Source organism: Erythrobacter sp. QSSC1-22B, from assembly GCF_001678665.1.
Taxonomy (GTDB): Bacteria; Pseudomonadota; Alphaproteobacteria; order Sphingomonadales; family Sphingomonadaceae; genus Qipengyuania.
In genome coordinates, this window is the sequence record NZ_LZRP01000004.1 from 232,407 (window position 1) to 254,189 (window position 21,783).

20 protein-coding genes and 1 riboswitch are annotated in these 21,783 nt (G+C 64.9%); of the genes, 9 read left to right on the forward strand and 11 right to left on the reverse strand.

Features of this window, described 5'->3' with window-relative positions; translation table 11 throughout:
- Positions 1 to 43: 43 nt before the first annotated feature.
- Positions 44 to 148, reverse strand: a riboswitch (glycine riboswitch).
- Positions 149 to 301: 153 nt separating this feature from the next.
- From metH to A9995_RS08790, 4 genes are all read right to left on the reverse strand, one after another.
- Positions 302 to 2,938 (reverse strand): methionine synthase, encoded by a 2,637-nt coding sequence (gene metH / locus A9995_RS08775; protein WP_067611625.1) that lies wholly within the window; start codon positions 2,936 to 2,938, stop codon positions 302 to 304.
- A gap of 62 nt (positions 2,939 to 3,000) precedes the next feature.
- Positions 3,001 to 4,047 (reverse strand): homocysteine S-methyltransferase family protein, encoded by a 1,047-nt coding sequence (locus tag A9995_RS08780; protein ID WP_067611628.1) that lies wholly within the window; start codon positions 4,045 to 4,047, stop codon positions 3,001 to 3,003.
- Positions 4,047 to 4,952 (reverse strand): methylenetetrahydrofolate reductase [NAD(P)H], encoded by a 906-nt coding sequence (metF, locus tag A9995_RS08785; protein ID WP_067611840.1) that lies wholly within the window; start codon positions 4,950 to 4,952, stop codon positions 4,047 to 4,049. Before metF ends, A9995_RS08780 begins: the two co-directional genes overlap by 1 nt.
- Before the next feature lie 17 nt (positions 4,953 to 4,969).
- Positions 4,970 to 5,977 carry a metalloregulator ArsR/SmtB family transcription factor gene (locus A9995_RS08790; protein WP_067611631.1) on the reverse strand — a complete coding sequence of 336 codons (1,008 nt, stop codon included), beginning with the start codon at positions 5,975 to 5,977 and terminating at the stop codon, positions 4,970 to 4,972.
- Between the two features lie 432 nt (positions 5,978 to 6,409).
- Between A9995_RS08790 and A9995_RS08795 the strand changes: the two genes are divergently transcribed.
- Positions 6,410 to 8,386, forward strand: coding sequence for a glycoside hydrolase family 3 N-terminal domain-containing protein (locus A9995_RS08795; protein ID WP_067611634.1), 1,977 nt, complete (start codon positions 6,410 to 6,412; stop codon positions 8,384 to 8,386).
- Between the two features lie 36 nt (positions 8,387 to 8,422).
- Here A9995_RS08795 and A9995_RS08800 read toward each other — a convergent pair whose 3' ends face one another.
- Positions 8,423 to 8,959 carry a group 1 truncated hemoglobin gene (locus tag A9995_RS08800; RefSeq protein WP_082992589.1) on the reverse strand — a complete coding sequence of 179 codons (537 nt, stop codon included), beginning with the start codon at positions 8,957 to 8,959 and terminating at the stop codon, positions 8,423 to 8,425.
- A gap of 9 nt (positions 8,960 to 8,968) precedes the next feature.
- Complete coding sequence (locus tag A9995_RS08805; protein WP_067611640.1) at positions 8,969 to 9,844, reverse strand: DUF3034 family protein; 876 nt, start codon at positions 9,842 to 9,844, stop codon at positions 8,969 to 8,971.
- A gap of 86 nt (positions 9,845 to 9,930) precedes the next feature.
- Here A9995_RS08805 and A9995_RS08810 point away from each other — a divergent pair, with 86 nt between their 5' ends.
- Both A9995_RS08810 and A9995_RS08815 read left to right on the forward strand, forming a co-directional pair.
- Positions 9,931 to 10,548 (forward strand): plastocyanin/azurin family domain protein, encoded by a 618-nt coding sequence (locus A9995_RS08810; RefSeq protein ID WP_067611643.1) that lies wholly within the window; start codon positions 9,931 to 9,933, stop codon positions 10,546 to 10,548.
- 5 nt (positions 10,549 to 10,553) lie between these two features.
- Positions 10,554 to 12,854 carry a bifunctional diguanylate cyclase/phosphodiesterase gene (locus tag A9995_RS08815; RefSeq protein ID WP_082992590.1) on the forward strand — a complete coding sequence of 767 codons (2,301 nt, stop codon included), beginning with the start codon at positions 10,554 to 10,556 and terminating at the stop codon, positions 12,852 to 12,854.
- A 31-nt stretch (positions 12,855 to 12,885) separates the two neighbouring features.
- Here the strand turns inward: A9995_RS08815 and A9995_RS08820 are convergent, their stop codons facing one another.
- The 4 genes from A9995_RS08820 to A9995_RS08835 form a co-directional block, all read right to left on the reverse strand.
- Positions 12,886 to 13,329: a DUF305 domain-containing protein gene (locus tag A9995_RS08820; protein WP_067611849.1), complete on the reverse strand. Its 444-nt coding sequence runs from the start codon at positions 13,327 to 13,329 to the stop codon at positions 12,886 to 12,888.
- A 110-nt stretch (positions 13,330 to 13,439) separates the two neighbouring features.
- On the reverse strand, positions 13,440 to 14,165 hold the full coding sequence (locus A9995_RS08825) for a MauE/DoxX family redox-associated membrane protein (RefSeq protein ID WP_067611852.1): 726 nt from the start codon (positions 14,163 to 14,165) through the stop codon (positions 13,440 to 13,442).
- A 29-nt stretch (positions 14,166 to 14,194) separates the two neighbouring features.
- Positions 14,195 to 14,683, reverse strand: coding sequence for a DUF411 domain-containing protein (locus A9995_RS08830; RefSeq protein ID WP_067611646.1), 489 nt, complete (start codon positions 14,681 to 14,683; stop codon positions 14,195 to 14,197).
- A gap of 44 nt (positions 14,684 to 14,727) precedes the next feature.
- Positions 14,728 to 15,000: a metal-sensitive transcriptional regulator gene (locus A9995_RS08835; RefSeq protein ID WP_067611649.1), complete on the reverse strand. Its 273-nt coding sequence runs from the start codon at positions 14,998 to 15,000 to the stop codon at positions 14,728 to 14,730.
- A 203-nt stretch (positions 15,001 to 15,203) separates the two neighbouring features.
- Between A9995_RS08835 and A9995_RS08840 the strand changes: the two genes are divergently transcribed.
- Genes A9995_RS08840 through A9995_RS08865 form a run of 6 tightly spaced genes read left to right on the forward strand, consistent with a single transcriptional unit; the run spans position 15,204 to position 21,095 of the window.
- On the forward strand, positions 15,204 to 18,053 hold the full coding sequence (locus A9995_RS08840) for a monovalent cation/H+ antiporter subunit A (protein WP_067611855.1): 2,850 nt from the start codon (positions 15,204 to 15,206) through the stop codon (positions 18,051 to 18,053).
- Positions 18,053 to 18,409 (forward strand): Na+/H+ antiporter subunit C, encoded by a 357-nt coding sequence (locus A9995_RS08845; RefSeq protein WP_067611858.1) that lies wholly within the window; start codon positions 18,053 to 18,055, stop codon positions 18,407 to 18,409. Before A9995_RS08840 ends, A9995_RS08845 begins: the two co-directional genes overlap by 1 nt.
- Positions 18,406 to 19,923, forward strand: a complete 1,518-nt coding sequence (locus A9995_RS08850) for a monovalent cation/H+ antiporter subunit D (protein WP_145916875.1) — start codon at positions 18,406 to 18,408, stop codon at positions 19,921 to 19,923. Before A9995_RS08845 ends, A9995_RS08850 begins: the two co-directional genes overlap by 4 nt.
- 1 nt (position 19,924) lies before the next feature.
- Positions 19,925 to 20,410: a Na+/H+ antiporter subunit E gene (locus A9995_RS08855; protein ID WP_067611655.1), complete on the forward strand. Its 486-nt coding sequence runs from the start codon at positions 19,925 to 19,927 to the stop codon at positions 20,408 to 20,410.
- Complete coding sequence (locus A9995_RS08860; RefSeq protein WP_067611658.1) at positions 20,407 to 20,676, forward strand: K+/H+ antiporter subunit F; 270 nt, start codon at positions 20,407 to 20,409, stop codon at positions 20,674 to 20,676. The genes A9995_RS08855 and A9995_RS08860 overlap by 4 nt, the downstream gene beginning before the upstream one ends.
- A complete protein-coding gene (locus tag A9995_RS08865; protein ID WP_067611661.1) occupies positions 20,673 to 21,095 on the forward strand; it encodes a Na+/H+ antiporter subunit G in 423 nt (140 codons plus the stop codon). Before A9995_RS08860 ends, A9995_RS08865 begins: the two co-directional genes overlap by 4 nt.
- Before the next feature lie 214 nt (positions 21,096 to 21,309).
- On the opposite strand, the gene A9995_RS08870 is transcribed toward A9995_RS08865, so the two are convergent.
- Positions 21,310 to 21,780 carry a response regulator gene (locus tag A9995_RS08870; protein WP_168157366.1) on the reverse strand — a complete coding sequence of 157 codons (471 nt, stop codon included), beginning with the start codon at positions 21,778 to 21,780 and terminating at the stop codon, positions 21,310 to 21,312.
- Positions 21,781 to 21,783: the final 3 nt, after the last annotated feature.

Genomic DNA, 21,783 nt, shown 5'->3' on the forward strand with positions numbered 1-21,783 from the left:
CGACAGCATGCATATTCGCGCCCGGGCTGGGCGCGTTCCAATCCATGCCCCCTCTGTCGGGTGACCTGAGAGACTGGCCCGTGAATGGACGGGCTTACCCCTTCGGTGGCCGCCCCTTGAAGGAGCGACGCTTTCCAGAGTGTCGAAGAGGCCCGCGCGGTCCGTTGGCCTGAGAGTTTCCGGGGCGGTTGCTCCTTCGGCGCCGGGGGCCTGCCCGGCCCCGCGATCTCTCCCGCGCGTGCCCGCAGCAGAATCGCTCCTGCCGCCGACCGCACCGCCCTGCGCGATTGCGCCCCGCCGGTCAATCGAGATTGGGGCGCAGCCAGCGCTCGGCGGTGGAAATTTCGACCCCGCGCCGCGCTGCATAATCCTCGAGCTGGTCGCGGCCGATGCGGGCGACGCCGAAGTAGGCCGCCTCGGGATGCGCGAAATAGAACCCGCTGACCGCCGCGGTGGGGAACATGGCGAAGCTCTCGGTCAGCTCGAGCCCGACGTTCTTTTCGGCATCGAGCAGTTCGAACAACGCGGGTTTGAGGCTGTGATCGGGGCAGGCGGGATAGCCCGGCGCGGGGCGGATGCCGCGGTACTGTTCCTTGATCAGCGCCAGATTAGTGAGCTGCTCTCCGGGTGCATAGCCCCACAGATCGGTGCGGACATGCTGGTGCAGCCGCTCGGCCAGAGCTTCGGCAAAACGATCGGCGAGCGCCTTGAGCAGGATGTCCGAATAATCGTCCTTGTCGGCCTGGAAACGGGCGGAATGCTCGTCCAGCCCGTGGATGCCGACCGCAAAACCGCCCATCCAGTCGCCCGCCGGGTCGATGAAATCGGCGAGGCAGAAATTGGCGCGGTCGCGGCTCTTCTTCACCTGCTGGCGCAGGAAGGGGAGGACGACCGGATCGCCGCCATCGGGCAGGTCGAGCGTGATGTCGTCCCCCTCGCGGTGGCAGGGCCACAACCCGCAGACCCCGCGCGCGGTGAGCCATTTTTCCTCGACGATGCGGTCGAGCATCGCCTGTGCATCGGCGAACAGGCTGCGCGCGCTTTCGCCGACCACATCGTCCTCAAGAATGGCGGGATAATTGCCGTGCAATTCCCAGGCGCGGAAGAACGGCGTCCAGTCGATATAATCGCGCAATTCTGCGAGCGACCAGTCCTCGAAGACATGGAGCCCCGGCTGCAGCGGCGCGGCCGGCTTGTCGGCGAAATCTGCGGGAAAGGCGCGCGCCCGCGCATCGGCGAGGGCGAGCAGTTCGCTGGGCACCCTGCCCGCGCGGGCATCGCGGACCCGGACATATTCGTCGGCGGTGTCATCAACAAAGCTATCGCGTTGCGTGTCCGACAGCAGGCGGCTCGCCACACCGACGGCGCGGCTGGCATCCAGAACGTGGATCACCGGGCCGAGGTAGGCGGGATCGATCCGTAGTGCGGTATGGACCTTGCTGGTGGTCGCCCCGCCGATCAGCAGCGGCATGGTCATTTGTGCACGCGCCATTTCTTCAGCCACGGTTACCATCTCGTCCAGCGAGGGGGTGATCAGGCCCGACAATCCGATCATGTCCGCCTGGTTCTCGTTCGCCGCTTGCAGGATTTGCGACCATGGCACCATGACGCCCAGATCGATCACGTCGTAGCCGTTGCACTGCAACACCACGCCGACGATGTTCTTGCCGATATCGTGGACGTCGCCCTTCACGGTCGCCATCACGATCTTGCCCTTGGCCTTGCGCTGGCTTTCGGGGAGGAGATCCTTCTCCGCCTCGATGAAAGGGATCAGGTGGGCGACCGCCTTCTTCATCACGCGCGCGGATTTGACGACCTGCGGCAGGAACATCTTGCCGCTGCCGAACAGATCGCCGACCACGTTCATCCCGTCCATGAGCGGGCCCTCGATTACCTCGATCGGGCGCCCGCCGGCCGCTTCGGTGGCGGCGCGCATTTCCTCGGTATCGTCCACGACATGCGCATCGATCCCTTTGACGAGAGCATGTTCGAGCCGCTTGGCGACGGGGTAGCTGCGCCATTCCGCAGCCTGTTTTTCCGCCACTGGATCGGTACCGCGAAACCGCTCGGCCAGCGCCACCAGCCGCTCGCCCGCATCGGGATCGCGGTTCATGATCACATCTTCACAGGCCGTCCGCAATTCGGTTTCGATCTGGTCGTAGACGTCGAGCTGGCCGGCGTTGACGATGGCCATGTCCATACCCGCCGGAATGGCGTGGTACAGGAACACGGAATGCATCGCCTTGCGGACCGTATCGTTGCCCCGGAACGAGAAGGACAGGTTGGACAGTCCGCCCGAGATATGGACATGGGGACACCGCGCCTTGATCTCGCGGCAAGCCTCGATGAAATCGACGCCGTAATTATTGTGCTCCTCGATCCCCGTTGCCACGGCGAAGACGTTGGGATCGAAGATGATATCCTCGGGCGGGAAGCCGATCCCGACCAGCAGCTTGTAGGCGCGCTCGCAAATTTCGACCTTGCGTTCCTTCGTGTCGGCCTGTCCGACCTCGTCGAACGCCATCACCACCACGGCGGCGCCGTAGTTCATGCATTTGCGCGCGTGATCGAGGAACTGCTCCTCGCCTTCCTTCATACTGATGGAATTCACGATCGGCTTGCCGCTGACGCATTTCAGCCCCGCCTCGATCACGTCCCATTTCGAACTGTCGACCATGACAGGGATCCGCGCGATGTCCGGTTCGGCCTGGATCAGCTTGAGAAACGTCGTCATCGCCTCGTGCGCGTCGAGCAGGCCCTCGTCCATGTTGACGTCGAGCACCTGCGCACCGGCTTCGACCTGCTGGAGAGCCACTTCGACGGCGGCGGCATAGTCGCCGGCCATGACCAGCTTCTTGAACCGGGCGGACCCGGTGACATTGGTTCGCTCGCCAATATTGACGAAACTGGTCGAGGAGGCGGCTTTATCGAGCGACACGATTGGGTTTGCCTTCGTTAGCGGGCGAAGCGGCTGCGAATTCGGAGAACGACAAAACGCGCCTACGCAGCCATCGTGAACGGTTCGAGGCCGGCAAGACGTGTCCGCACCTCCGGCGTGGGAATTGCTCTTGGCGGGACGTCCCGCACTGCGTCGGCGATCGCCCTGATATGATCGGGCGTCGATCCGCAGCATCCGCCCAGCACATTGACCTGGCCCTGATCCGCCCATTCGCCGACCAGTTCTGCGGTGGTATGCGGCAATTCGTCGTATTCGCCGAGTTCGTTCGGCAAACCGGCGTTGGGATAGACCATGATCAGCGTATCGCAGATCGCGCTCAACGTCTTCACATGCGGCCGCAACTGCTGCGCTCCGAACGAGCAATTGAGCCCGATCGTTACCGGCTTCGCATGACGGATCGCATGCCAGAACGCCTCGACGGTGTGTCCGGAAAGATTGCGTCCCGAAAGATCGGTCAGCGTCATCGACATCATGATCGGCAGATCGCGTCCCAGGTCGGTCGCCGCCTCCATCGCCGCCATCACCGCTGCCTTGGCATTGAGCGTGTCGAAGACCGTTTCGATCAGGATGAAATCGACCCCGCCTTCGACCAGGGCATCGATCTGTTCGCGGTACACGTCCTTGAGGAAATCGAACTCGATCTCGCGATACCCCGGATCGTTGACCTCGGGCGACAGCGACAGGGTCTTGTTCGTGGGCCCCAGCGCGCCGGCGACAAAACGGGGTCGGCCATCCTTCGCTGCGAACTCATCCGCGATGCTGCGCGCCAGCCGGGCCGATTCCACGTTTATCTCGCGCACGAGATGTTCGGCCCCGTAATCCGCCTGGCTGATCCGATTGGCGGAAAAGGTGTTGGTTTCGGCAATGTCGGCGCCCGCTTCGAAATAGGCGCGGTGGATCGACTCGATCACCTCCGGCTTGGTAATCACGAGGATATCGTTGTTGCCCTTCTGGTCGTGCGACAGGCCAAGATTGCCGGCATAGGCCGCCTCGTCCAGTTTCCAGTTCTGGATTTCGGTGCCGAACGCCCCATCGGTAATCAGGATGCGCTTGGCTGCCTCCGCCTGCAACAGTTCGCGAGCGCCCATCACGAGTCTCCTTCGGGCCGCAGGCCCAGCATGTGGCAGATCGCGAAGCTGAGATCGGCGCGGTTGAGCGTGTAGAAATGGTATTCGCGCACCCCGCCCGCATAGAGCCGACGGCACAACTCGGCGGCGAGGGTCGAGGCCACCAGCTGACGCGCAGCGGGACGGCTGTCGAGCCCTTCGAACAGCCCGTCCATCCAGTCGGGAATCGCCGCGCCGCACAATCCAGCGAACTCGCGGGCGCGCGCGACATTGGTCACCGGGAGGATGCCGGGCACGATCGGCGCGTCGATACCGTGGGCTTGCGCGGCATCGCGGAAGCGGAAGAAGGTGTCGGGCGAGAAGAAGAACTGCGTGATCGCGCGCGTCGCCCCGGCGTCGAGCTTGCGCTTGAGATTGTCGAGATCGCTGGCGGGGCAGTCGGCCTCGGGATGCGTCTCGGGGTAGGCGGCGACCGAGATTTCGAAATCGGCCACTTCGCGCAGGCCGGCGACCAGTTCGGCGGCGCTGGCGAAGCCTTCCGGGTGCGGGGCGAATTTGCGCGCCTGATCGGGTGGATCGCCGCGAAGCGCGACGATGTGGCGCACGCCCGCTTCCCAATATTGCTCGGCGATCTCGCGGATTTCGGCCTTGCTGGCATCGACGCAGGTGAGATGCGCCGCGGCGGGCAGACCGGCTTCCTCGATGATCCGCGCGACGGTGCGATGGGTGCGCTCGCGGGTGGTGCCGCCCGCGCCATAGGTTACCGAGACGAAGCTGGGATCGAGCGGTGCGAGCTCCTTGATCGAGGCCCACAACTGCGCTTCCATCTTCTCCGATTTGGGCGGGAAGAATTCGAAACTCACATCGATATCGCCGGGCAGGCCGGAGAACAGCGGCGCGTCGAGCGCGGTGCGCGCTTCCTGCATCTGGTCGAGAGTGGGGCTCACGAGGCTACCTTCCGTTCGTTGTCGGATCGGGCGTTATCAGAACGGGCCGGATGCGCGTCCAGCCGGGCGCAGACCCAGATTTTTACAACCAGCTCGCCGCCCTCGAGCGCTTGGGGGTCGCTCGCCACAAAGCCCGCATCGACCAGAAATCCTGCCATCTGATCGTCGCGAAAACCAAGCCGTGCATGAGCGTGCTTCTCGCGCAGCTCCTCACGTTGATGCGCCGCGAAATCGACGATCGCGACGCGCCCCCCGGGCCTGAGCACCCGCCCCGCCTCAGCCAGAGCCGCAGCGGGATCGGGGGCGAAATGTAGCACCTGGTGAAACAGCACGGTGTCGAACACCGCGTCGGCAAATGGCAAGCCGGCAAAATCGCCCTGCACCAGTTCGACGTGGTCGGTCGGCAGGTGCTGGAGCTTGGCACGCGCGACCCGCAGCATCGCCAGGCTCTTGTCGAGCGCGACGATATGATCCGCCGAGCGGGCGAACAGCTCAGCCATCCGCCCGGTTCCGGTGCCGATATCGAGCAGGCGCCCAAGGCCTTGGGTGTCGAGCGCCTGCGCGAGCGCGGTCTCGACCTGCTCGTCCGAGGTGTGCATCCGGCGCAATTCGTCCCAATCATGCGCATGCGCGGCGAAATAGGCCGCCGCCTGCTGTTCACGCGTGGAGCGGATGGCCGCCAGACGCTGGCGATCCTGCACGCAGGCGCGGGCGAAATCGGAATCTTCCTGCTCGGCGCATTCGAGCATGGCGGCGATCGCTTGCCGCAGCGGCGTGGCGTGATCGCCCGCAGCCGCCGCGCGGAGGAACACCCAGCTGCCTTCGCGGCGCCGTTCGGCGAGGCCCGCGCTGGCGAGAATGCCGATGTGGCGCGACACGCGCGGCTGGCTCTGGCCGAGCACCTGCGCGATCTCCCCGACCGCGAGCTCCATCGAGCCGACCAGCCGCAGGATGCGCAGGCGGGTGTTGTCGGCCAAGGCCCTGAAGGTCGTTTCGATAGCCATTGCCGTAAGCATATAAAGGTATCGACAATTGTGTAAATGGGCTTCTCGTACCGAAGGGAGCCATACCGGTGGGCGCATTCCCGGGCCCCAATCTGCGGAAACGCGTTTCCCCAAGCTGACTTCGGCATACAGTGGCCGTTCACGGCCAAAGGCCCAGACGCGTCGCAAGATGGAAGTGTGGAGCGTGCGCGAGCGCTCCGCAGACGGCGCCTACCAAACCCGAAATTAACTTCTTTCACCGACTCTCGGAGCTGGCCTCGGTCGCGCTCTGGTGGCCCGCAACGATTTTCATGCCCCGACCCTTGCGTCGACGGCCAGCGACTTGCGCCAAAGGAGCACTATGGCAGCACCACTCATCAATCGCCGGGCAACCGGCCCCCGCTACGCGGCTCACGGCTGCACCAGCTTTCCATCGCCCGGAGCGCAGGCTCAATGACGGCGCCCGGGATCGACAGGACCGGTCGCGCGCGTCTGGTCGAGGATATGCTCAGCTACATGACGCTGGAGGAGAAACTCGGCCAGCTGCGCGTCGTCCGGCTTGCCCAAGGCAACCGCACGAGTTCCGGCTCAATCACCGAGGAGGTCCTTGCCGCGTTGAGGGCCGGCCAGGTGACGGCGATCGAGGGTGTCGGGGACCGCGAGGAGGCGCTCGAGCTGCAGACCATGGCAGTCGAACAGTCGCGCTTCGGCATTCCGCTGTTGTTTTCCAGCAAGGGTGGCTCGGCCACGCAAGGGCTCTGGCCGCAGCCTCTGGCCATGGCGGCAAGCTGGGACGACAAGGCGATCGCAAGCGTCGCACGTTCGGTCGCCGCCGAGGGAATCCATCGGGGCTGGAATCTTGTGGCCACGCCTGCCGTCCACCATCTGTCCAGTGCCCCTTGGGATCCCGCATCCAGTTTCGGAACCTCGCGCCATCTGGTCGAACAGATCGCACGTGCGATGATCGAAGGCCTGCAGGGCAATTCGCCATCCGAGCTGGAGAATGTCCTCTGCCTGTTGTGCTACGGCCCCCTGCCGCCGGCGGGTCCGGAGCGGGAAGCGAGCGAACGGTTGATCCGCGTGATCCTGCGCAAGAGCGATCCCGCCGGAATCGAGGAACTGCCCGCGATCCCTGGGGAGTTGGAGGATGGTTCGGTTTCGGATATCCACCTTGCCTATGCTGGCATCGATCTGGGAGCATGGCGGCGGCTCGCGCGACTCGGCGCCGCGCAGTCGCATGAAACCGATCGGCAAGAGCTCGCCAGCGGCATGAGCGAGGGCTATCTTTCGCAAACCATGATCGACGAGGCCGTCCGCAGGGTACTCGGGGCAAAAAGCGACCTCGGCCTGTTCCGCGACCCCTATCTGAAGCTGGGGGCAACGGCGAAGCGGTCTACCAACGCGATCTTCGCGGGCCGCGCGGCGATCGAGGACCTCGCGCGCAAATCCATGGTGCTGTTGCGCAACGAGGACGAGCTGCTGCCGTTGTCACGCGATTTGGGTCGAGTGCTGGTGGTCGGGACGTGCACCGAATCGACGGTCGGACTGCGCAAGGCGCTTGGCGAATTCGGAATCGAGCACAGCGCGGTTTCCGGATTGGCATTGCGGAGCGAGGACTGCGCGATTCCCTTCGCGCCGATCGCTGCCGACGGGCTCGCCATCGGCATTGCCTGCGACGCGGCGACTCGCAGCGACACCGTCCTGCTGGCGCTCCGCGATAGCGATTGCGAACCGATCGACGGAAAGCCGATGCTTGGGCTGGGCGCGGCTGCCAATGCTCTGATGCGGGCCCTGTTCAACGCAAATCGGTGTTTCGCGCTGATAGAATTGACCCGGCTGCCGGTCGATCTGGGCGATCTCGCGCAGCAGATCCCGGCTCGCCTGCTGGCCTGGACCGGATACGAAGGCTGCGAAACCGCATTGGGTGAAGTGCTGGTCGGGCAGGTCAATCCTTCGGGCCGCATGCCGCTCGCGCTTTTGGCCGACGACCGGACCGCGAGCCTGCCGTTCGGCCACGGCCTGGGCTATTCGCCCGTCACCTACAGCGACATGGCCGTCGAATTCGGTACCGATCGCTTGATCGCGGGGACCAGCCTGCACAATTGCGGCGAGCACGACTGTATCGAAACCGTGCTGCTCTATCTGCGCTCTCCCGCGTGGGAGGCGTGTGCCGAAACCCAGCTGCGCTGTTTCCGGCGGGTCGCGCTTGCCGCAGGCGAAAACCGGCGCGTGCAGTTCGAACTGGGGCTGGAAGAGCTGGGCGACATTCACGCGGACGGGCGAGTGATCATCGAGCCGGGGAGCTATGAAATCCTGCTGGGCAAGGACGCCGCACATCTTGCGGGTCGCGAGATTGAACTGCAGGGGCCGATGATCCGCGCCATCGAGGGTTTGTCGCGCAACGCCCGGCTACGCTCGGTCGGCTTCTGACCGGATCGGCGCAAGCCAGCGGACGCAAAGTCGGGGTCAGCGCTCGACCACGTCGCCCGACATCGGCGCGAGCTTGGACAGCAGGCGGTTCTGGGCAGCGAAGGGCACCCCTGCCTCCCGCATCGCCTGCTGGAGATTTTCGACCAGCGCGTTGAGGTCCGCGGTGCGGATGCCCAGCCCGTCATGCGTGGCGCGCATATCGCGCCCCGTGTAGTCGCAGCCCGCGCCCAGCAGATAGCAGAACTGTTCGGACAGCGTGCGCTTGAGCCGCACCGTGTCATGCGCGACGAAGATTTCCGCGATCCGCGGATCGGCTTCGCTCAGCTCGACCGTGCGTTCGGCGATCCGGCGGATGCCCTCCCGCCCGCCGAATGCCGCCGCCAGCCTGCCATTGGCGAAGGGTTCGGCCCCGGCATTTGCATTGCTTTTTTCGTAGGGATCGACGGGGAATTCCCCGGTTGCGGGATCGCGCTCGCGCTCCTCGACACCGAACTCGGCGTCCCAGTCGATATCCTCGGCTGGCGCCTGCTGGAGGAAGATCAACGCGATGGCGGCGGCAGCGGTGGCGAGCATGGACAAATCCTAGAAGGCGACCTGCGCGGACAGGAAGGCCCCGCGCTGGTCTTCGAAAGTGGCGATCGAGCCGAGATCGACATAGGCGGCGGTCACGGTGATGTTGTCGGTGACCGCATAGGCGGCGAACAGGTCGAACCAGTCGTCCTCGCCGAGCCCGAGATTGTCGGGCTTGGTGCGGACTTCAGCGCCGATCACCGCGCGGCGCGACAGCTGGTAGCCGAGCGAGCCTTCGAACTGCAGCGAATGGCCTGCCCCTGCCGCACTGCCGAAACCGAGCAGCCCGTTCTGGTTCGCCTCGGTCAGCCGCGCGGTGGCGTTGACCAGCACGCTGCGCGACAGGAACAGCTTGGTGGCGCTGAGCGTGTAATCCAGCCCCTCGGCCCTCGCCGCGCCGACCGCAGCGGCGACATCGCCATCGAGGCTGCGCTTGTATTCGACGCCGAGGCTGACCTGCGGCAGCAGCGGGTCGCCATAGACGACGTCGCCCAGCAGCCGCAGCTTGGCGGCGAAGATGTCCTGGTTGAGAACATAGCCCTCGCCCAGCCCCAGCGCGGTGCCGACATCGCGGGTGTCGAAATTCTGGCGGGCGTAGGACAGCTCCACGCGGTTGGCGATGCCGACAGCAACACCGTGGCTCTGCCAGCCGTAATCGGGGAGTTCGATGATCGTGGCATGGCCCGAAACGCCCACGCCATTGTCCATCTCCAGACCGGCAATCGTCGCCCAAGTGGCGATGCCGCCCCCGCTGGTGCCTTCGATGGTGGTCACGCCATTGGTAAGCACGAGCTTGCCGCCCTCGAACCATTCGAGATCGTCGGCATGGGCAGGCTGGGCGGAGAGTATTGCCAGCATCAGGCCGGTCGCAACGCATGGGGTTCGCATGGCGGATGAGCTAGCCGCTCGGGGTTAATTACGGGCTAAGCATCGGTGGAGAAGTTCTTAACGGGTGGCAGCTAGGTGCTTCGAGCATGACACGCCTGCGTTCTCTTCTCGTTGCGATTCTCGTGGGTTCGGGCTTGGCCATTGCCGCGCAGGCCGCGCCGGGCAATTCGCTGCGGGTCCAGATCGTCGACGAGCGCGGCATGCCGGTGCGCGATGCGGTGGTCGAACTGGCGTCCTCGCGCAGCCCCGCGGGCCCGATCCGGTTCCCGTGGCGCATGGCGATGGCGCAGAAGGACCAGCAATTCGTGCCCGGCACGCTGGTCATCGCCAGGGGCAGCACGGTCGCCTTCCCCAATCTCGATCGGGTGCGCCATTCGGTCTACAGCTTCTCGAAGCCCGCGCGGTTTACAATCGACCTCTATGGACGCGACCAGACGCGCACGCAGAATTTCCCCATCGCCGGCACCGTCGCGCTGGGTTGCAACATCCACGATGCCATGCGCGGCTACATCCGCGTCACCGACACGCCCTTTGCGGGCAAGACCGATGCGAATGGCTATGTCGCGCTCGGCAACATTCCGGCCGGGACCGCCAATCTGACCGTTTGGCACCCGCGTCTGCGCGCGCCGGGCAATGAAACCAGCAAGGGCGTCACGATCGCCGCCGGAGCTCAATCGCGCAGGCTGGGAGTGCGCCTGCGGTGATCGCAATGCCGTTCCGCATCGACGCCCTGCGTTTCGGCTCGCTCAAGCTGCGCATCGCGGTGCTCTATGCCGGCCTGTTCGCGCTGGTGCTGGCCGCCACCGCTTTGATCGCCGATCAAGGACTGTCGCGCTTCGGCGAAAACAGCGCCGCGCGCGACATGGCGGCCAATGCGCGGGTGTTCGACGAGATCCTGACGCTGCGCGCCAGCCAGATGCGCGGCTCGGCGGATGTGCTGGCGCGCGATTTCGGGTTTCGCGAGGCCGTTGCCACCGGAGACGGCGCCACCATCGGCAGTGCACTGGAAAGCCTCAAGTCGCGCTCACGGAGCGATGCCGCTTTTGTCGTCGGGCTCGATGGCAGCCTTGTCGCCGCAGGCGATGCCCGGATCGGATCGACCGAGGCCATGTGGTCCGCGCTCGACGAAGGACGCCAGCGCGGCATCATCCGTGTCGGCGGGCAATTGTCGCTCGCCGCCGCATCGCCGATCATGTCGCCGGACCTCACCGGCTGGCTGGTGCTCGCCCAGCCGCTCGACCGCGCCGAACTCGACCGCCTCGTCCAGCTCGCCGCAATCGAGCTCGATGCGCGGGTCGAACTCGCGGGCGACCTGCCCGAATGGATGCGGCTTGCCACCAATGGCGAGGTGTTCGAGCGGACCGCAGACGAGCGCTTTCTCTACCAGGTGTCGAGCGTTCCGGCACTGCAGGAGGGGCTCGAACCGCGACTGGTGCTGCGCCACTCGCTGAGCCGCTCGCTCGCGCAATATTCTTCGCTGCAATATCTCCTTGCCGCGCTGGCATTGGGCGGGATCGTGCTGGTCGTGGGCTTGAGCTGGCGCGTTGCGCGCACGGTCACCGGCCCGCTGCAAAAGCTCGACGAGGCCACCCGCCTGATTGCCGAGGGTCGCGATGTCGATCTGGCCACCGGCTCCGACGACGAGATCGGAAGGCTCGCTACCAGCTTCAATGTGATGGTCGCCGCGATCGAGGAGCGCGAGCGCAAGATCATGCATGTCGGACTACACGACGACCTCACCGGGCTGCCCAACCGCAAGTTCTTTCTCGAGCAGCTCGACCAGGCGCTGCCGCGGCTCAAGGACGGCGATCGGGTGATGGTCGTCTATGTCGATCTCGACGATTTCAAGCTGGTCAACGACACTTTGGGCCACCCGGCCGGCGACGCCCTGCTGCGCGATATTGCCGCGCATCTGGAGGCCTGCCTGCCCGAAGCCTTGATCGCGCGGCTGGGCGGCGACGAATTCGTCCTCATGCTGGCGATCCCCCCCGGAGCATCGAGCCTGGCAGCAGTGGCCGAGCGCATCAGCGCCTGCTTCGAACGCCAGGTCACTATCGACGGGCAACAGGCCGAATGCACTGCCAGCCTCGGCATCGCGATGGCACCCGGCGATGGCAGGGATGCCTCCACGCTTATGAAAAACGCCGATCTGGCGCTCTATCGGGCCAAGAGCGAAGGCAAATCGACCTATCACTTCTTCGAGCCCGAACTCGACGAACTCGCACGCAAGCGGCGTCAGACCGAACTCGATATGCGCACCGCGATCCGCGAGGGCGGCTTCGTGCTGAACTTCCAGCCGCTCTACGACATGGCCGAGGAAGAGCTGAAAGGCTTCGAGGCGCTAATTCGCTGGCCGCATCCCGAGCGCGGGCTGATCGGCCCGATGGATTTCATTCCGCTGGCCGAGGAAACCGGGCTGATCATTCCGATCGGCGACTGGGTGCTGCGCGAAGCCTGCCGCCAGGCCGCGCAATGGCCCGGCGAGGTCTCGGTCGCGGTCAATATCTCGCCCAAACAGTTCGCAGCGCCCAATCTGGCGCAGACCATCCTGCAGGCGCTGGCGACCAGCGGGCTGGCGCCCAGCCGGCTCGAGCTGGAGATCACCGAGAGCATCTTCATCGTCGATATCGAGCGCACGCTTTCCACGCTCCACAATCTGCGCAGTCTCGGCGTGCGGATCGCGCTGGACGATTTCGGAACCGGCTATTCCTCGCTGAGCTATCTGCGCTCCTTCCCCTTCGACAAGGTCAAGATCGACCGCAGCTTCGTGAAGGACCTCGGCCAGGGCGGCAACGCCCACGCCGTGATCCGCGCGATCACCACGCTGGCCGACGCGCTGGGAATGGACACGCTCGCGGAAGGGGTCGAGCTCGACGAACAATTCGACATCCTCAAGCGTGAGGGCTGCCAGTACATCCAGGGGTTCCTGTTCGGAAAACCCATGGCGGGCGAGGATGTGTTCGAACTGTTCGGCCACAGCGCGGTCCGGTCCTACGGCCACGGCGGCTGACGGCACGGAGCCGGTGAGGAGGCTTGTCGCGCTATTCTGGCGCGCGCTGAACGCCGTTCGCTTCGATATCCGCGATCAGCGCCTTCATCTCGGCGATCTCGCGACGTTGCGCGGCGATGATCTCGTCGGCCAGTTCGCGAACCCGGGGATCGTCGATATTCGCCCGTTCGCTGGTCATGATCGCGATCGAATGATGCGGGATCATCGCCGACATGTAATCGGTATCGTCGATGGTCGTCTGGCTGCGCATCAGCCACACAGCCAGGACGAAGACGACCGCAGCGACGCCGAGGATAACGAGGTTCTTGGTCCGGTCCTTGTACATCCCCCACATGAAAAGCAGCATCACCGCCATCATCATCGCGCCCATCATGAACATCATCCAGAAGCGCGTCTCGCTCCAGAAGACATGATCGACGACATAGGTGTTGGCGTACATCAGGCCGAACATGATCACGGTCGAGGTCGAGACCATCGCCATGAAGCGCCAGTAGTTCGACCCGCCTCCGCCGTTCGGGTGATCCTTGCTTTGTGTCGTCATGGTTGAGTCCTCCTGTTTGCCTCGCCTTAACCTCGTCTGCCGCGCTAGGCCGCGATCCAGCCCAGCGCCCTGGCGCCCATCCACAGCCCCATTCCGATCATGAACAGGTTCTCCGTAAGAGAAACGAACCCCAGAGGCACGTTGGAATTGCCGCCGACGCAGGCGCATTTGAGCTCGCGCTTATCGATATAGACCGCCTTGAACACGCTGACCGCACCGACGCTGCCGATGAACAGCGCGACCGGCACCGAGACGATCGGCAGCGCATGCGCGACCATCAGCACGCCCGCCAGCGCCTCGCCGAAGGGATAGATATAGCCGTAGCGAACCCAGCGCCGCGCCAGCAGGTCGTAATTGAGGAACATGGTCGAGAAGCTGCGCAAATCCTGGAGCTTCTGGACCGCGAGGAAGCACATCGAGAGGCTGACGAACCACTCCACCGCCGCAATCGTGAAAATGGTGTCGAACACATACCAGCTGATCGCGAGCCCGATCAGGAACGCCACGCCGAAGATCGCGATCACCGGCTGGTAACTGGTCTCACCCTCCTGCGCGACGGATTTGCCGAAATGCGCGCGCAGATCGTCATAGCCGCCGATCCGCCGGCCATCGATGAAGGTCTGCGGCGTGGTCGCGACCCCGTGCTCTTCCTTGAAAGCGTCGGTCTCGCCGCGCGTCGTCAGATGGTGATCCTCGACCGTAAAGCCCTCGCGCTCGAGCAGGTCGATGGTCTTGAGGCCATAGGGGCAAACATGGTCGGGCATGACCATGCGATGGACGCTGGCGGTTTTCGCGGTGCTCACGATCCGGCAGCGGGTTGCGCGGGATAGCTCGCCCAGACCCGCATGCCGTCAGGGCCGAAGGCGACGACCTGATAGGCCTGGCGATGATCGCCATGCTCCATTCCCGGCGAACCGACCGGCATTCCGGGAACCGCCAGCCCGGTAACGCCCGCAGGACGCTCGGCCAGCAACCGCTCGATATCCGCGGTGGGGACATGGCCCTCGATCACATAGCCCTCGACCACCGCGGTGTGACACGACTGGAGCCGGGCGGGCACGCCGTGCTCGGCCTTGACCGCGCGCATGTCCGGGTGGTTGACCGTCTCGACGCTGTGTTCATCGCCGTGCTCGACATGATCGGCCCAGGCGCTGCAGCAACCGCAGGAGGCGTCGCGGTACATGGTGAAACTGGCCGCCTGAGCGCTGCAGGAGACGAGCGTGCCGCCGGCCATGAGCGCACCGGCAAGGCTGCGGCGGAATACGGCGGATCGGATGGTGGCAAGCATGGTCAATTCCTCGATGGATTGGCGGGATGGCGACAAGACCGGGCCTATCGTTTCGCCCGTTCGAACAGGTCGATGAGTTCGTCGAACTTGACCTTCTGCTCCGACGCATCGCCGCTGGCGATCGCTTCGGAGACGCAGCAGGCGGCATGGCGCTTGAGGATCTCGCTTTCGGCGCGGCCGAGCGCGGCCTTGACCGCCTGGACCTGCGTCAGGATATCGATGCAATAGCGATCGTCCTCGACCATTTGCGCGACGCCGCGCACCTGGCCCTCGATCCGGCGCAACCGGTTGACGATCAGCGTATTGTCGGGTTTCACTGAATTTCCTCGCAAACGGGTGCCCGGATCGGACGGACACAAATACCGTATAGGGGTATATATGCCCATGCGCCCGGTGCAATCAAGGGCGTGTCGCAGCCCGCGACCGGTGCGAAAATCCCAAATCCGGTGGCATTGCGCGGCCCGTTATGGTTATGGGGCGCACGAAAGCTGTGCGCCCGAAGGATGAATTCGTACCGACGATGCCGATTTCCCTGACGCTCTTTATCCTTGCCGGCCTGCCCTTCGTCGCCGCCCTCCTGATCGCCGTGCTTGCCGACCGCGGCAAGGCGATCCATGCCGGCATCGCCGCCGGCGCCAGCGCCCTGGGCCTGGCGCTCGCGCTGTCGCTTGCAAATCAGGTTCTGGCTGGCGAAAGCGTCGCGGTGTCGGCCGCCTGGGTCCCCGCGCTGGGGCTCGACTTCTCGCTGATGATGGACCCGCTGGGCCTGATGTTCGCAGGGTTGATCCTCGGGATCGGCCTGCTGGTGATGATCTTTGCGCATTACTATCTGGCGCAGGGCGAGGCGACCGGACGCTTCTTCGCCTCGCTGATGCTGTTCCAGGGTTCGATGCTCGGGATCGTGCTTTCGGGCAATGTGCTGTTGCTGCTGGTGTTCTGGGAACTGACCAGCCTGTCCTCCTTCCTGCTGATCGGCTTCTGGCGCGACAAGCCCGAGGCCCGGCAGGGCGCGCGGATGGCGCTGGCGATCACCGGCGGCGGCGGGCTGGTGCTGATCGCGGGCATGATCCTGCTGGGCGTGGTGGCCGGCTCCTTCGACCTGATGACCATCCTGCAAAGTGCGGATGTCGTTCAGGCATCGCCGCTCTACCCGGTGATCCTCGGGCTGATCCTGATCGGCTGCTTCACCAAATCGGCGCAGTTCCCGTTCCACTTCTGGCTCCCGCACGCGATGGCTGCCCCAACCCCGGTCAGCGCCTATCTGCACTCGGCGACGATGGTGAAGGCGGGCGTGTTCCTACTGGCTCGCCTCTGGCCGGTGCTGGCGGGGACCGAGCTCTACACCGTGGTCGTGACCAGCGTCGGACTGTTCACCATGCTGTTCGGTGCCTGGGTGGCGCTGTTCCGGCACGACCTCAAAGCCATCCTCGCCTATTCGACGATCAGCCAGCTCGGGCTGCTGGTGATGCTGCTGGGCTTCTCGCTCGAGGCCGCGGCGATCGCGGCGGTGCTGCACATCCTCAACCATGCCGCGTTCAAGGCGGCGCTGTTCATGACCGCGGGGATCGTCGACCATGAAGCCGGGACCCGCGATATCCGCCACCTCGGCGCGCTCGCCAAGGTCATGCCGGTAACCGCGCTCGTCGGTACGGTGGCGGCGCTGGCGATGGCGGGGATCCCGCCGCTGGGTGGCTTCATCTCCAAGGAAATGATGCTCTACGAAGCGCTCAACATCTCGCTGTTCGGCCTGCCGTGGCTGGTTCCGGTGGTGGCGACGATCGCGGCGACGCTCTCGGTCGGCTATTCGCTGCGCTTCGCGGCGCATCTGTTCTTCGGCCAGCCGCGCGATGCCGAGGCGCATGCCCGCGCGCACGATCCTGGCACCGGAATGCTGGCGGCTCCGCTCATCCTGATGTCGATCGCCGTGCTGCTGGGCCTCGCGCCGATGTTGATCGCCGGAACGCTGGTGGCTTCGGTCGCCGGCGCGGTTATCGGTGCGCCCGCGCCCGAACTCGACCTGTCGTTGTGGCACGGGTTCAATCTCGCGCTGGGGATGAGCGCGCTCGCCGTGCTGGTCGGCGCAGCTCTGCTGTGGCGCCATGCCGCGCTGCTGCGCAGCTACGCCGCCATGCGCCACGCCGATGCGAAGGCGCTGTTCGAACGCGCGCTGACCGCCACCGATCTGGCGGTGCGCAGGCTGGTCGTGGCAGTGCACGCCCCCTCGCTCCAGCGGATGGTCTTCGCGGTGTTCACGGTGATCGTGCTGCTGGTCGTCGAAGGCGCCAGCAACGGCAGTGGCGGGTTTACGGGTCCGCGCGAACTCCAGCAGGCGCCGCCCATCGCCGTCGTCGCCTGGCTGCTGCTGGTCGCGGCAACGCTCGCCGTGCTGGTGGAAGAGCGCCAGCGGTTTCGCGCGCTGATCTATATCAGCGTGATCGGAATCGTGATCGCGCTGGCCTTCGTCCGCTTCTCGGCGCCCGATCTCGCGCTGACGCAGATTTCGGTCGAGGTGGTGACTATCCTGCTTCTCCTGCTAGCGCTCAACCTGCTGCCCAAACGACCGAAATTGCTCTCCAGCCCGAAACGGCGCTGGCGCGACGGAGTACTGTCGGTGCTTGGCGGGCTGGGAGTGGGCGGTGCGGCCTGGGCCATGCTCACGCGCAATCCCAACGATCCGATCTCCGCCTTCCATCTCGACAACAGTTACAGCGGCGGCGGTGGCACCAATGTCGTCAATGTCACGCTGGTGGATTTCCGCGCTTTCGACACGATGGGCGAGATCATCGTTCTCGGGATCGCCGGCCTCGTGATCTACGCGCTGCTCGACACAACCTCGCGCGGTGCCGCCGGGGCGCGGTTGCGCTCGTGGCAGGAGGACATGCCGCATTCGCCCGAGAGCCATCCGGTGATGTTCGTGATGTCCACCCGCATCCTGCTGCCGCTGGTGCTGGTGGCGGGCATTTTCATCTTCCTGCGCGGCCACAACGAGCCCGGCGGCGGTTTTATCGCCGGGCTGGTGGTGGCGATCGCCTTCCTGCTGCAATATCTCGCCTCGGGCTTCGACTGGACCGATTCGCGCCGCCGGATCGGAGAACACATGCTGATCGGTTTCGGCGTCCTGATCGCGGTTTTCACGGGGCTCGGCTCGCTGCTCTTCGGGGCGAATTTCCTCTCCACTGCGTTCGACTATTTCACCCTGCCGCTGGTCGGCGAGTTAGAGCTCGCGACGGCAATGCTGTTCGACCTTGGCGTGTTTTCGGTAGTGCTGGGCGCGGTCATGCTGGCGCTGGCGCAACTCAGCCATATCGCGAAACGGGCTGCCCGCGCGCACGCCGCCCATGAAGCCGAGCTGGAGGACAAGGAATCGTGATCACCCTCGAATTCCTTGTCGCCAGCGCCATCGGCGTATTGGTCGCTGGCGGAATCTATCTGAGCTTGCGCGGGCGGACGTTCCAGGTCGTGCTCGGGCTGACGCTGTTTTCCTACGCGGTGAACCTGTTCCTGTTCGCCTCGGGCCGGCTGGTCGTGAACCGGGCGCCGATCTGGTCGAAGACGGTGACCGAATACGCCGATCCGCTGCCGCAGGCGCTGGTTTTGACCGCGATCGTCATCACCTTCGGCATGACCGCGCTGGCGGTGATCCTGATGCTGCGCAGCTTCCTCGAAACCGGTAGCGATCAGGTCGATGGCGTGCCCTGCGATGATGCGGAGGACGAACCCTCGTGAATCTCGCCATGCATTTTGCCATCGCGCCAATCGTGATCCCCGCGCTGGCGGCACCCTTGGCGCTGCTGGTCATGCGGCGAAGACGCCGTCTCGGCATCACGATATCCTTCGTCTCGTGCTTAGCCATGCTGGCGGCAGCCATCGGCCTAATGATCCAGTCGCGCGACGGGATCGTCCGGACCTACGAGCTGGGCGGCTGGGAGGCCCCCTTCGGCATCGTGTTGGTGACCGATCGCCTCGCCGCCATCATGCTGGTGCTGGCGGCGGTGCTGGCGCTGCTAGCGCTGCTCCACGCTGTGGTCACCAAAGCCGATCGCGACGGCTGGCATTTCCATCCGCTGCTGCAATTCCAGCTGCTCGGGCTCAACGGCGCGTTCCTGACTGGCGACCTGTTCAACCTGTTCGTGTTCTTCGAAGTGCTGCTGATCGCCTCCTATGGCCTGATGGTCCACGGACAGGGCTCGGCGCGGCTCAAGGCCGGGGTGCAATATGTGGTGGTGAACATCATCGGCTCCTCGCTGTTCCTGATCGCGCTGGGGCTGCTCTATTCGCTGACCGGTACGCTCAACATGGCGCAGATGGGGCTGCGCATCGCAGCGATCGGGCCCGACGATCAATGGCTGCTGCGCGTCGCAGCGCTGCTGCTGGTCAGCGTCTTCGCGCTCAAGGCAGCGCTGGTCCCGCTGCATCTCTGGCTGCCGCGCACCTATGCGGTCGCCACGCCCGCAGTCGCCGCGCTGTTCGCGATCATGACCAAGGTCGGGGTCTATTCGCTGATCCGGGTGGTGCCACAGGTGCTGGGCGACGATGCGGGTTCGGCCGCATGGGCCCCGGCGCCGTATCTCCTGCCCGCCGCGATCCTCACCGCGGTGGTGGGCTTCGCCGGGGTGTTCGTCGCCCGTCGCCTGTCCGAACAGGCCGCCTACGCGATCATCGGATCGACCGGCACGCTGATGATCGCCGTGGCGGCCTGGCAGGTCGATACGCTGGGTGCGGCGCTCTATTATCTGATCCACTCGACGCTCGCCGGGGCTGCGCTGTTCCTGATCGCCGATGTCGTGGCGCGCCGCCGCGCCAGCTTCGCCGATACGATCAGTTCGGGTCCGGCGTTCTGCCAGCGTCAGACGGTCGGGCTGCTGTTCCTCGCTGCGACGATTGCCACTGTCGGATTGCCGCCACTATCGGGCTTCATCGGCAAGCTGCTGATCATGGAATCGGTCGCCGACACCGCCAGTTGGGGCTGGGCCTGGGGCGCGATCCTGTTGACTACGCTGGCGGGCGTGATCGGTTTCGCCCGCGCGGGCAGCGCGATCTTCTGGAAGGAAGGCCCGGTCTCGGATGGCGCCGAGCCTTCGCATCCGGCACGCTCCGACATGGCAGCCCCGGTCATCGCACTCATCCTGCTGGTTGCGCTGTCGGCGGGCGCTGGACCGGCCACCGGCTTTGCCAACTCCGCCGCCGCGCAGGTTCTCGACGCGTCGGCGACCGCACGCGCCGTATTGGGAGACGGATGAGATGCGCCGCGTGATCCCCCATCCCGGCCTTTCGGTGCTGCTCGCTCTGGTTTGGCTCCTGATGGCGAACAGCCTGTCCTTCGGCGCGCTGCTGATCGGCATTATCATCGGCGTGCTGCTCCCGCTCTTCACCGCGCCGTTCTGGCCGCGGCGACCCGATGTCCGCTTTCGCTACGGGATCCCCTACGTCCTGCTAGTGCTGTGGGACGTGGTAATCGCCAATTTCGAGGTTGCCGCGATCATCCTGTTCCGGCGTAACCGCGACCTGCACCCGCAATGGCTGGTCATCCCGCTAGAGCTCGACACCCCCGAAGCGATTACGGTCTTCGCCGGCACGATCAGCCTCACCCCGGGAACGGTCTCGACCGATGTTTCCGCCTGCGGCAAATATCTGCTGGTCCATGCGCTCGATGCAGCCGATCCCGAGGCGGAGATCGCCCGGATCAAACAGCGCTACGAAGCGCGTCTGAAAAAGGTGTTCGCATGATCGGCTATGCGGTGATGTTCGGCTTCGCCTGCCTCGTGCTGGCCTTCGCGCTAAATTTGTGGCGCCTGCTGCGCGGCCCCACCGTGGGCGACCGTATCGTCGCGCTGGACACCATGGTCATCAACGCCATCGCGCTGATCGTCCTGACGGGCATCGCGACCAACAACGCCGTCTCCTTCGAGGCGGCGCTGCTGCTGGCGATGGTGGGCTTCATCGGGACCGTCGCCTATTGCAAGTTCCAGCTGCGCGGGGACATCATCGAATGATCCAGCCCGGTCTTCTCGCTGAAATCCTGACCAGCCTGCTCATCGTGATCGGCGCCATCTTCGCGCTGGTCGGCAGTTGGGGCCTCGTCCGCCTGCCCACACTGATGGAGCGGCTGCACGGCCCCACCAAGGCGACGACGCTCGGCCTGGGAGGCATCCTGCTGGGTTCGGTCGCCTATTTCCAGCTCGCGCAGGGCGTCTGGTCGGCGCAGGAACTGCTGGTCTCGATCTTTCTGTTCATCACCGCCCCGATCTCGGCGAACATGATCGCCAAGGTCCACCTTCACGGTGTCCGGCTGAAAGATGCCGACGGCATCGAAGGCCCGGCTGGCCTACCGCCGAAATCCCCCGGCAAGGGCGACTGGGCGACCTACGAAGCCCCGCACCGCGACACTCCGGTGGCAACCTCGGAAGAGTAGCGCTGCGGTTCGCAATAATCCCCAAGCCGAAACCGATAGCAACGGCCTTGCTGTCTGGATACGCTGCCTTGATATCCGCCTTTCGCGCCATCCCGAGTATGACCTGATTTTTCAACTCCTGCGCTTTTTCGGCCATGAGCCGCAGCGCAAGCGGTCTTGGCAGCGCGTTGTCCGCAGTCGCCGAACGACAGGGATTTCATCATGAAGCGGAAAATTAATGCTGCCTCAGGCGGGCCAGGGCATCCTCGACTGCAGTGACGACTTCCGCTTCGGAGAATGGCTTCGCCAGCCATCCTATCGGGCTCGCTTTCTCACTCGAGATGCGCGTCCCCGGATCGGAATGAGACGTGGCGAAAAGGCTCGGGATGCCCTTCGCACGCAATTTCAGGGCTGCATCTATTCCGCTCATCTGCCCAGCGAGCCGTATATCCATCAAAACCAGATCCGGCCGCAATGACACCCCTGCCTGCAAAGCTTCCTCACCGGTCGCGACCACTCCCACAATGTCATGTCCCGCTTCGAGGAGTGTCTCTTCGATGGTCATCGCCACCAGAAACTCGTCTTCCACGATCAGAATTCGTGCTTTGACACCTGACATTGAACCGCGATCGGGGCTGAATTCACTCCCCGTGCCGGTGCCGGGTGGAATGGCCATCGCGTGGTGAATGATTTGGGTGAGGATCATACG